This window comes from Enterovibrio calviensis DSM 14347 (assembly GCF_000621165.1).
Lineage (GTDB): Bacteria > Pseudomonadota > Gammaproteobacteria > Enterobacterales > Vibrionaceae > Enterovibrio > Enterovibrio calviensis.
The window spans coordinates 1-10,942 of sequence record NZ_KK211220.1 but is presented as its reverse complement, the minus strand read 5'-3'; the positions used below and the strand labels follow the sequence as shown (position 1 = coordinate 10,942).

The 10,942-nt window shown below is 46.6% G+C and carries 7 protein-coding genes; all 7 read left to right on the top strand.

All coding sequences use genetic code 11. The features are described from left to right. Positions 1-1,778, top strand: a 1,778-nt coding sequence (locus tag Q365_RS26930) for a calcium-binding protein (RefSeq protein ID WP_162176391.1), incomplete at its 5' end; no start/stop codon positions are given. A gap of 241 nt (positions 1,779-2,019) precedes the next feature. After that, positions 2,020-3,174 (top strand): hypothetical protein, encoded by a 1,155-nt coding sequence (locus tag Q365_RS0125065; protein WP_028025947.1) that lies wholly within the window; start codon positions 2,020-2,022, stop codon positions 3,172-3,174. A 63-nt stretch (positions 3,175-3,237) separates the two neighbouring features. Further along, on the top strand, positions 3,238-5,136 hold the full coding sequence (locus Q365_RS26050; RefSeq protein WP_051563870.1) for a HEAT repeat domain-containing protein: 1,899 nt from the start codon (positions 3,238-3,240) through the stop codon (positions 5,134-5,136). A gap of 6 nt (positions 5,137-5,142) precedes the next feature. Then, a complete protein-coding gene (locus Q365_RS26190) occupies positions 5,143-5,508 on the top strand; it encodes a calcium-binding protein (RefSeq protein ID WP_028025946.1) in 366 nt (121 codons plus the stop codon). Between the two features lie 166 nt (positions 5,509-5,674). Further along, positions 5,675-6,349, top strand: a complete 675-nt coding sequence (locus tag Q365_RS0125050; protein WP_028025945.1) for an SDR family NAD(P)-dependent oxidoreductase — start codon at positions 5,675-5,677, stop codon at positions 6,347-6,349. Positions 6,350-6,364: 15 nt separating this feature from the next. Further along, positions 6,365-7,474, top strand: a complete 1,110-nt coding sequence (locus Q365_RS0125045; protein WP_028025944.1) for a flavin monoamine oxidase family protein — start codon at positions 6,365-6,367, stop codon at positions 7,472-7,474. Positions 7,475-8,486: 1,012 nt separating this feature from the next. Continuing rightward, positions 8,487-10,942, top strand: a 2,456-nt coding sequence (locus tag Q365_RS26850) for a calcium-binding protein (RefSeq protein WP_162176390.1), incomplete at its 3' end; no start/stop codon positions are given.

The following is a 10,942-nucleotide window of genomic DNA, read 5'->3' as shown; positions in this document are numbered from 1 at the left end:
AATGGGGCAATGATGACATGCATGGCCTCGCCGGGGATGACAAACTCTATGGCTGGACTGGCAACGACACCCTGCGCGGTGGCGACGGCAATGACCGCCTCGAAGGCAATCAAGACCACGATTCCCTTTTCGGGGATAACGGCCATGATGTCTTGCTTGGCGGCACTGGCAATGACTATCTCAACGGCGGAAACGATAACGACACGCTGTATGGCGAAGACGGCAACGACAGCCTCGATGGTGGCGAGGGCCATGACAAGCTCTTCGGTGGAACAGGCAACGACAACCTGTATGGCTATAACGGCAATGATGCCTTGTATGGCGAAGATGGCAACGATGTGCTCAACGGCGCAGGCGGCAACGATTTCGTCTCCGGCGGCAACGGTGATGATGCTCTGCATGGTGAATACGGCGATGACCGCTTAGAGGGCGACGACGGGAACGACAAACTCTACGGCCATATTGGCAACGACACACTTCTGGGTGGTACAGGTAACGACGAGCTATACGGCCAGTGGGACCACGACGCCCTGTACGGCGAAAATGGTCACGATAAACTCTTCGGCGGAACCGGCAACGATTACCTCAACGGCGGAAACGATAACGACACGCTGAATGGCGAAGACGGCAACGACACCTTGGTCGGTGGCCATGGTAACGATTACCTCGACGGTGGCAACCATGACGACAAACTCTATGGCGAAATGGGCGACGATACCCTCATCGGTGGTCACGGTAATGACGGATTAGATGGCGGTGACGGCAATGACACGCTCAAAGGTGGCATTGGTAACGACGGCTTATCCGGCGGTCACGGCAACGATAAGCTCTACGGCGAAGACGGGAATGACAGGTTATACGGTAACAGCGGCGACGATGTACTTCTTGGTCAAAGCGGTAATGACTACATAGAAGGTAATGGGGGCAACGATTGGATCTATGGTGGGGACAACGAAGACCGCCTCTATGGTAAAGCTCATAATGACCACATTTGGGGTGGGAACGGACACGATTACATCGACGGTGGTAACGAAGGAGACTGGCTTTACGGCGAACACGGAAATGACACCATTATTGGTGGCACCGGTAATGATTATATTGAAGGCGGTGATGGAAACGACCACCTACAAGGAGATGGTCACGACGACATCATCTTTGGTGGGGCGGGCGATGACACCATTCTTGGTGGCAACGAAAAAGACCAACTACACGGTGGTGATGGCGTTGATAGAATATGGGGTGGCGCGGATAGCGACTTCATCCACGGTAACTCAGGTAACGACCACCTTTGGGGTGATGATGGCCAAGATACCATCATTGGTGATGGTGGTAATGACTCCATATACGGTGGAAACAATAACGACAAGCTGTATGGGGAAGGCCATTTAGACACCATTTTCGGTGGCACAGGCAACGATTACATAGACGGTGGCAACGAATCCGACAGACTATATGGAGAGTCTGGTAACGACACCATTATTGGTGGCACAGGTTACGATTTCATTGCCGGTGGTTCAGGCAACGATACGCTTTGGGGCGGCACCCACGGCGACAACTTCTATTTCGATTACTGGTCTGGTCACGATGTCATTAAAGACTTCACGCTATGGCAAGGTGACAAACTCCAAATCAACGACACGCTTGCCACAAACATTCACCAAATTTCCTATTGGCAGAATGGTTCGGGCACTGAGGTCCACTTCAGTAATGGCGCCCACATTACCCTCGAAAACTTCTCCGTCCATGATGTGAGTAACGACATATTCTACTTTAGCTAATTTTCATTGAGACCAAAAAGGCCAGCAATATATTGCTGGCCTTTATTATGCGTGAAAAACATGAATAACTTCTAATAAAGCAGATAATTAATCAAGGAGACATTAATTAAGGAGAAAATAAAAAACATTAAACACTTAACAAACATAAAGCACATATAAGATCCATTTTTGATATCCATCACAATCAGCATCTTTGCTGTTAAGAGTTAAATATTAAGTATTAATACTAGGAGAATTTTAAATGGTAAAGTCAATATTAACGAAGGTAACGCTAGCAATAGGGGGCTGCCTACTAGCATTATCTTCATCATTCTCACATGCAGGAACACATGGTATTGCGTGGAGTGACCTCGGAGATCCTTTTTGGCATTTCAATCTTCCTCTTCATGGTGTGGGTACGCTGAGTCCTAGAGAACACCTATGGGCCGCAACAGACATATCCTCTCGCTGGGATAAAAGCGCCAAACTTAGCCAACGTGTCGCTGCACACACAGGCACTTGGATGAATGGGAGGCGTTATAGAGCGTTTGACATTTATGTGGAAAATGCTGTTACCCCCACAGAGTCCGAGGCTAATGGTGATCTAATTCAAGCGCTTCTCGGCAATGGTTCCAACGGGCACAACTATTGTAAGTGGCTTGATTTACCCTTTGGTATCAATGGTATTTGGAACGGCGGTTGGGCAGGACACACTACAGGGATTTCACTCGGCTTATCGGAAGGCCCTTCTACGAGCATCAGTGTGAACGCCGGAACAGAATGCGACCCAGTTCACAATGGGTATGGATTCAACGTCAGCGTGGGAGCCAGTCTTTCAAACCCATTTCTTGATGCCATTAATATCGCGCAGTTTGGTCTGCCATTAAAAATCACCTTCAACGCTGGCGTAGGGGCAAGCGTTAAAGCATCACTCGGTGGCGGTTACACTGGTTACTTTGGCTCCGTTCCTCACCCTATTCATGCTTATGGATGGCTCAGACTGCCAGAATATGCGTATAGTGGGATTTCACCCAGTGTTAACCAAAACTTTGGCGTTAATATCGCAGTGGGAATTGGGCTCACACTTAATGTTGGTGGCTCTGTTAACTCGTTAAGCGTCTCAAATCCATTTCGTTTAGAAGGTGGTTTAACACGCGACAACAACCCGAAAAATTGGAAGTTCTACGTCAGATCAAATGCCAAGACCAACGCAAGTTCGTTCGGTGGCGGAATAAACGCTGCTGTTAAGTTGAGCGCTCCTCCATATACTTACACAATTTGGAAGGGTAACTTATTGTCATGGGCGGGATTCCCACTTTGGAGTCACACTATTTTCGATCGTTACAAAAAAGGGAAAATTATAATAAATCAATATACAGGTCAAACCCGACTTGGCTCGGTTAGAGGCTGGGGTTAATTCATAGAAAGTCTCGAAAAAGGCACCGCATTAATATGCGGTGCCTATTGTTAGGAGAAGCAAATGAAAAGCAGCAAACTATATATTACAATAATCAGCCTGAGTGCAGTGTTATTCTTGGGGCTCATCTATTATTTAAACGTCGAGAATAGAGAGCCTGACAAATCTGCCGCACAAGAAATAATAAAAAGTGAACTAACAAACACAGAGCCAACAAGGTATGATGATTCGAAAAATCAGGATAAATCAATAGCTAAAATTGAAAAAGAGAACACAGGAAAGAAGTATCTTGGTTATCACGTTTTAATCAGAAACTCTATTCAAACAAACTTACAACAAGGCTCTACCAACACACCGACTCAAGTGGAAATGGCATTCGATGTCATTTTTGAAAGCCTCCGTGATGGTCAATCGGGTCAACGCGGAGTTATAAAAAACCTTGTTATATCATCACCCACCGGAGTAATTGATGAGGATATTAGGCTAAGCAGTGAGAGTCTCGGTTTCTTGTACACGTTTAATAAGCCACAAATATATCAAGATATCGATCTTTTGGGGTTACCCTATGAGCACCCTCTTGGGATCTTTGCATTTTACCTCTCAAACCTCTCCTATACCACCAATCCAGTCCCTGTCAAATTCGATGAACCAACGCGATCTACAACTTACCAGTATTGGATTAATAACGGCGAAAAAACGGTGGCGAGGCAACTGTTGGATGTGGTTTACACCGAGCAACTTCCGTATGGTTCAATAACAGATGACATCGATGACGACTGGAAAGCCATTATTGCGGAAGATGCACTAATCAAGTCGGTCGAACAGAACACTAAAATGTCAGCGGATATCTTGTTAAACGTCGCTCAAAACAATCAACAACAATCACCCAGCAATTCTGGCTTCAAGGTCGCAATAGAAATCTCTGGGGAATATACACGCTTTGAGCCAACAAACGTCAGTTTTCCCGCAAACCTTTTCGCACATAATGCCAATGCACGCTTTCTTAAAGATATGGAGGCCTATGCTGTCGATGACGACATAACATCAGACCAACAATACTACGAGGAACTCGCTAAGTTATCTTCTTCTTTGTCTTATACGGATTCAATCCGTGTGGGTGAGTATCTGTTGGCTTACAAATCTCTCTCCGAAATAAAGGGTATGTTGAGTGATGACACACTTACCCCGCTCGAGAGACAAGCCATTTTAATGGCAATACAAGACGCAAACAAACCAGAGTCTGAGCAATATCTTGCTTCAATTATTACAGACTCTGATGTACCGGATCGATACAGAACCGCAGGCATGGTAAACCTCGCGCTAGTCAAAGATGCTACGAGTACCGCGATGAACGCCTTTGTCGATGTCATAACCCAAAATGAAGCCCCTTTACTCACTGAAACAGCAATGTTGAACATCGCTAATTTAGCAAGAGAGAAGCCAGATTTAGCAAATCGGGGTGTTGATATCGTATCAGAAGCGTTGACCAACCCCGATGCTACGCAAAGAGATAAATTAATCGCTCTTAGGGCTGCAGCGAACTTAGATAACAATGAATTTACGAGTTCATTTATTTCTTCACTTCAATCAGATTCACCATTTGAACGAACTGCCGCCGTCGAAGGGGCATTGTACCGACCTGATGGTCGATTGGAGGCAGTTGAACACCTGATGACAGAAGAGGATACAGTAGTTATCACCGGTGCGGCTAGATTCTACAATACTCAAGAAATGTCCTTTTTTGAGCAAAACAAGTTTTATGGTCGATTGCTGACAGAGCCGTCTGAAACTGTCCAATCTGCCATCGCTACTGTTTTGCTTTCGAATGAGTCGCAACGTCCTCAAATGCTAACAAAACTGCTAGAGTTATCTGCTTCGGGCTCAAGGCCTGGCATAGAGAAAGTATTACTCTCGTACGAGCTAAGAGCAGTTAACCAGTCTTCAGGCAATGCACCACCCTAAACAAATTTGCTGAAACAAATCGCTATTACTTCAACAGAGAAGATATCACCCTCTTCTCAAGCCGATGCAGAGGTTGGTGGCACAGGTTATGACTTTATCTCGGGCGGTTCGGGTAATGATGTGCTTTGGGGAGGAACGCATGCCGACACGTTTCATTTCGCGCGTTGGGATGGCCACAATGTGATCAAAGACTTCTCACTGAGTCAGGGAGATAAGATTCAAATAGATGCGTCGCTAGCAACAAATATTGCGCAGGTTTATTCTTGGCAGAACGGATCAAGTGCAGAGCTATACATAGATTACAATGTTCGCATATCGATAGATAACTTCTCTGTGTCTGATATCAACAACGATATGTTCTCTTTTAGTTAGTCTTATTTCTAAACGACAAAACATTGAGAAATGAAAAGCGGGGCAACAGCAGTTGCCCCGCTTTTTTTGACAAAGGAAAACTATTCCATCAATGAACGAATCATGACTCGTGCCGATATTTGGGCTCGATAAACTATATGGAGGATATGTTGTTGAGGGAAGGATCATGAAAACAAGTAACGCAAAACCACTCGCTGTCATTGCGGGTTACGGAGAAGGCTTGGGTCTCGCCATAAAAAACACCTTTGAAGATGACGGCTTTCGAGTCGTCACTGTTAGCAGAAATAACGCAATGATCCTCGCTGACACGACGGACTCCGATGAAGTTAATCGTGCTTTTACCCAAATAGAGACCCTCCACGGCACACCTAACGTTGTCATATGTAACACCACATTGCTCACCATCGACAGGTTTTTTGCCACTACGCCTAATCAATTTGAACAAACATGGAGATCATCGGTGATGAGCTTGTTCAATATTGCACAGGCCGTCATACCTTCAATGATCAAAGCCGGAAGGGGTACTCTGTTAGTGACTGGTGCAACCGCAGGGATAAATGGCAGTAAAAATTTCAGTGCTTTCGCATCGGCAAAATTTGCTTTAAGAGGGCTAACCCAGTCTCTCGCTAGAGAGTTTCAGCCCAATAGAATTCATATCGCTCATCTCGTTATAGACGGCATTATTTGGTCAGAAAAAAGTCAAGAACGCTTCCCTACCCTCGTTAAAGAGCGCGCAATTCAACCTGAAGATGCGGCGCTGACATACTTACATTTAGCAAAACAACCCGCGACCTCTTGGACACAAGAAGTGGATATTCGCCCCTACAGTGAAATCTTTTAAATCGGAGTCATTACAATGAAAAAAATAACCGATACGGTGATCATCGGCGGCGGATTAAGCGGCTTATACGCTGCGCATCTTCTAGAGCTGCATGGGCACGACCATGTGGTGCTTGAAGCGCGTGATCGCTTTGGTGGACGCATTGTTTCAACCCCATTAAACGACGACACCCGCTCAATGGTCGATCTTGGTCCTTCTTGGTATTGGCCCAATATTAACCCTCAATTGTCAGCGCTCGTCGAAACACTTGGCATTGCCTTCTATAAGCAGTTTTCTGACGGCCGTTACTTAGTGGACAAAATGCGTGACGCACCTCCTCAAGCCGTGGACATTGGCTATGACATCATGCCTGATACTTACCGTATTCAGGGAGGAATGAAGGCGCTGATCAATGGCCTATTGGAAAAATTGCCGCCCGAAAAGCGCTTACTGAAAACACAGGTCAACGCCGTGTCGAAGCAAGCTGACGGCACCTATTTGGTGGAATATGAACGCCATGGTGGCAACGGCGACATTGGTACCTTGTCAGCCAAACATATTGTGTTCGCCATGCCCCTGAGGTTGGTCGCCAAAAACATTCGCTTCCAACCTGCCCTCGACCCTACGCTGAAAAAAGCATTCGATAGCACCGAAACCTGGATGGCAGCGCATGCAAAAGCGGTGTTGATCTACGAGACGCCCTTTTGGAGAGAAATGGGATTTTCAGGGTCAGCAAGCAGCAGTGTCGGCCCTCTGGTAGAAATTCATGACGCATCACCTGAAATCAACGGTGAACCAACTTACGGCGCCATCATGGGCTTTATGGGCATCAATGGTTCAGCGAGAAAAACAGCGGGAGATGAAACGCTTAAGAAGCTGGTTCTCCAGCAGGCCGTTAGATTGTTTGGCCAAGCAGCAGCGCACCCTATCAGGGTTGAGTATGTCGATTGGTACCAAGAACCGCTTACCGCAACTCAAGAAGATATCGCTACATTGCACGGTGTCTATGGCATCAATACCAAAGACCACACGCATCCGAATATCTTGTTTGCGGGAACAGAAGCATCCAGAGGCTATGGCGGTTATTTAGAAGGGGCTCTAGACGCCGCGAGTCACGCCGTCAGTATCATCAAAAGCTATGACTAAATATCCCTATTACACCTATTACACATAGACTTCTTTGAATTATTGTTTTTATAAAAAGCACAACTGGGCTGACATTGCGTTGTTGCGCGGCAGACTCAAATACTCGTATCCCATTAAGATGGGCAATTCTGTTCATCTTTAATTTTCTCAATGGCATTTGATGCATCCATGATCTCCCCAAAACTGCTCCCACAACATGCAGCTCATCCAATCTGAAGTACAAAATCGCACGCTCATACAACGCGTTCATTCTAACATTAGAACATACTAATTATTCGAACATGATACGCAGTGAATTAAATGTTCAATTAAAAGCATATCAATACATTTGAAATTAGTAGCTTATCCTTGAGTCAAATTGCAACCAAGAGAAAGTACTAATACTAAAGTCTTATACACGTATAGATATTCATATTCAGCAACATATCATTCAATCAAAACCAAACTCCTCCCCCTGGTTAGGAATGATATTTTCTAACAAAATCATGCTCACCAACCAACCTGCAATGAAAAATACAATTGAAAATAATTATCTAAAAAACAACAATAAAATCACAGTAAGAACTACAACCACAGACTTATATCTCATTATTGAATCACTTAAAAATAACATACCCTCAAATATTTCATGCTTATTTAATACCAAATAAAGTAACGCACACATTAGGGAGTAATTGATGAATTCGATTAGAAATAGTAAGTAAGTTATCACACTTTTTTAATATTAATTAAATCCAATAATTACAATGCTATAAATGTAGAAATTCAAGAAAAAAGACTGAAAATCTATATTTATGCCATTCATATACAGTTTTTTTCTCCCACCCTAAAACCATTATTTTTTAGCACTTTAATGAAGCTATTTTTATATCCACACATCAACAGTCTCTTTATTGAGACGCACGGCTCTTTAAAACCTCACTTATGTTAGGTAAATGTTAACGCGACAATCGATTGCATTAACAAATACTCACTCACAGCAAAAACATGTGTATCAATTCTGGAGAGCAAAATGGCCAACATCATCAAAGGAACTGAAGGAAACGACAAGATCAAGGGCACAGACGGTGTAGACGTTATCTATGGGTATGGTGGTGATGATTACATCGAAGGCTGGGACGGCACTGACTATATCTATGGTGGCGATGGTGATGACACTGTTATCGGTGGTGATGGCACAGATGAAGTACATGGCGACGCAGGAAACGATTGGGTCCGCGGTGGACTGTTGAACGACAACCTTTACGGCGACTCAGGCGATGACCGTATAGAAGGCTTCCATGGTGACGATAACCTTTATGGCGGAACGGGTAACGATAGACTTTATGGCGGTGAAGGTAACGACAACCTTTATGGCGGTGAAGGTGACGACAAAGTACGCAGTGGCGAAGGCAACGATATTGCACATGGCGGCGATGGAAACGACGTCATGTTTGGTGGCGACGGTCAAGACACAATAAATGGTGAAAATGGCAATGATGTTCTCTGGGGTGATGAAGGTGATGACACTCTTAACGGAGGCAATGACAACGATGCTCTCTGGGGCGGAACTGGTAATGACAAACTAAATGGTGATGCGGGCGACGACAGTCTTCGTGGTCAGGCTGGCAACGACACCCTTAACGGCGGCGATGGCAACGATAGCCTATACGGTGATGCGGGCGATGACTCTCTTGATGGCGGTACCGGCGATGATTCACTTTTTGGTGGTGATGGCTTAGACAATCTCCAAGGCAATGAAGGCAACGATACGCTGTCAGGAGGCAACGGTAACGACAGTATTGAAGGTGGAGATGGCAACGATACCGTCTATGGCGATAGCGGCGACGATACCATTAAAGGCGGCTCGGGTGACGACATTTTATTTGGAGATACGGGCCTAGACGGGCCTTCAGACATTCACCCGCATCTCGACCAACTCAATTCGCTCAGAAACCTGTCAACAACCTCAGCTGCTGCAGTTGCTGGCAATGACACTATTCATGCTGGCGACGGCAATGATGTTATTTACGGTGAGGGAGGCAATGACAAACTGCATGGCGAGAAGGGCGACGACAAAATCTACGGTGGTGAGGGCGAAGATGTTCTCACTGGCGGTTCGGGTGACGATCTTCTAAATGGCGGTGAAGGAAATGACAACTTAGATGGCGGTGCAGACAACGATAGACTCTATGGTGACGAAGGAGCTGACCGCCTGACAGGTGGCACTGGTAACGACTATCTGGATGGTGGCGCTGATAATGATGTCCTTTTCGGGCAAGACGGTAACGATACTTTAGTCGGTGGCGATGATAACGATCATTTAGATGGTGGAAACGACAACGACCGCCTATTTGGCGGAACTGGCAATGATGTACTTGTTGGCGGTGCTGGCGATGACGAACTCGACGGGGGTGATGATAATGACAGGCTCTATGGCCAAGACGGTAACGACATCATTAATGGTGGCAACGGCAATGATCTCGTCGAAGCTGGCAACGGCAACGATACGGTAGACGGCGGTACGGGCAATGATGTCATCTACGGGCAAGACGGCAATGATGTCATTCACGGCGGTGCTGGCAATGACGGCGTTGACGGCGGCACCGGTCACGATCGTATCTTTGGTGATGATGGCAACGATGGCCTCAGCGGCGGTGACGGTAACGACTACGTCAACGGCGGCAACCATGACGACCACATCTACGGCAACAACGGGGATGACCACCTCGTGGGTGAGCATGGTAAGGATGTACTCTTCGGCGGTCACGGCAACGACACCCTTGAAGGTGGCACCGAAGACGACGCACTTTACGGTGAAGCAGGCAATGACCGCCTTGAAGGCGGGAATGGCAACGACATCCTCGATGGCGGTGAAGGCGATGACAAGCTCTTCGGTGGAGCAGGCAACGACAACCTTTATGGTTTCAACGGCAATGATGCATTGTATGGCGAAGACGGCAACGATGTTCTGAATGGCGCAGGCGGTAACGACTTCCTCTCCGGCGGCAAAGGCAATGATCACCTGCAGGGCGAATATGGCAACGACCGTTTAGAAGGCGATGACGGCGACGACGAGCTATACGGCCATATTGGCAACGACACACTTCTGGGTGGTACAGGTAACGACGAGCTATACGGCCAATGGGATGATGACGCCCTCTATGGCGAAGCAGGCAACGACACCTTGGTCGGTGGCCATGGTAACGACCACCTCGATGGCGGTGAAGGCCATGACAAGCTCTACGGCGAATGGGGTAACGACACCCTCAAAGGCGGCGCAGGCCACGATTGGATTTTCGGTCAAGACGGTCATGACCACCTCACCGGTCAAGACGGTAACGACCTCATCAAAGGTGGTACCGGTAACGACACCATTGGCGGTGATGCCGGTGATGATGACATTCACGGTGAAGACGGCGACGACCGCATCTGGGCGGGTACCGGCAACGATACCGTCGACGGCGGTAACCATAACGATGTGATTTA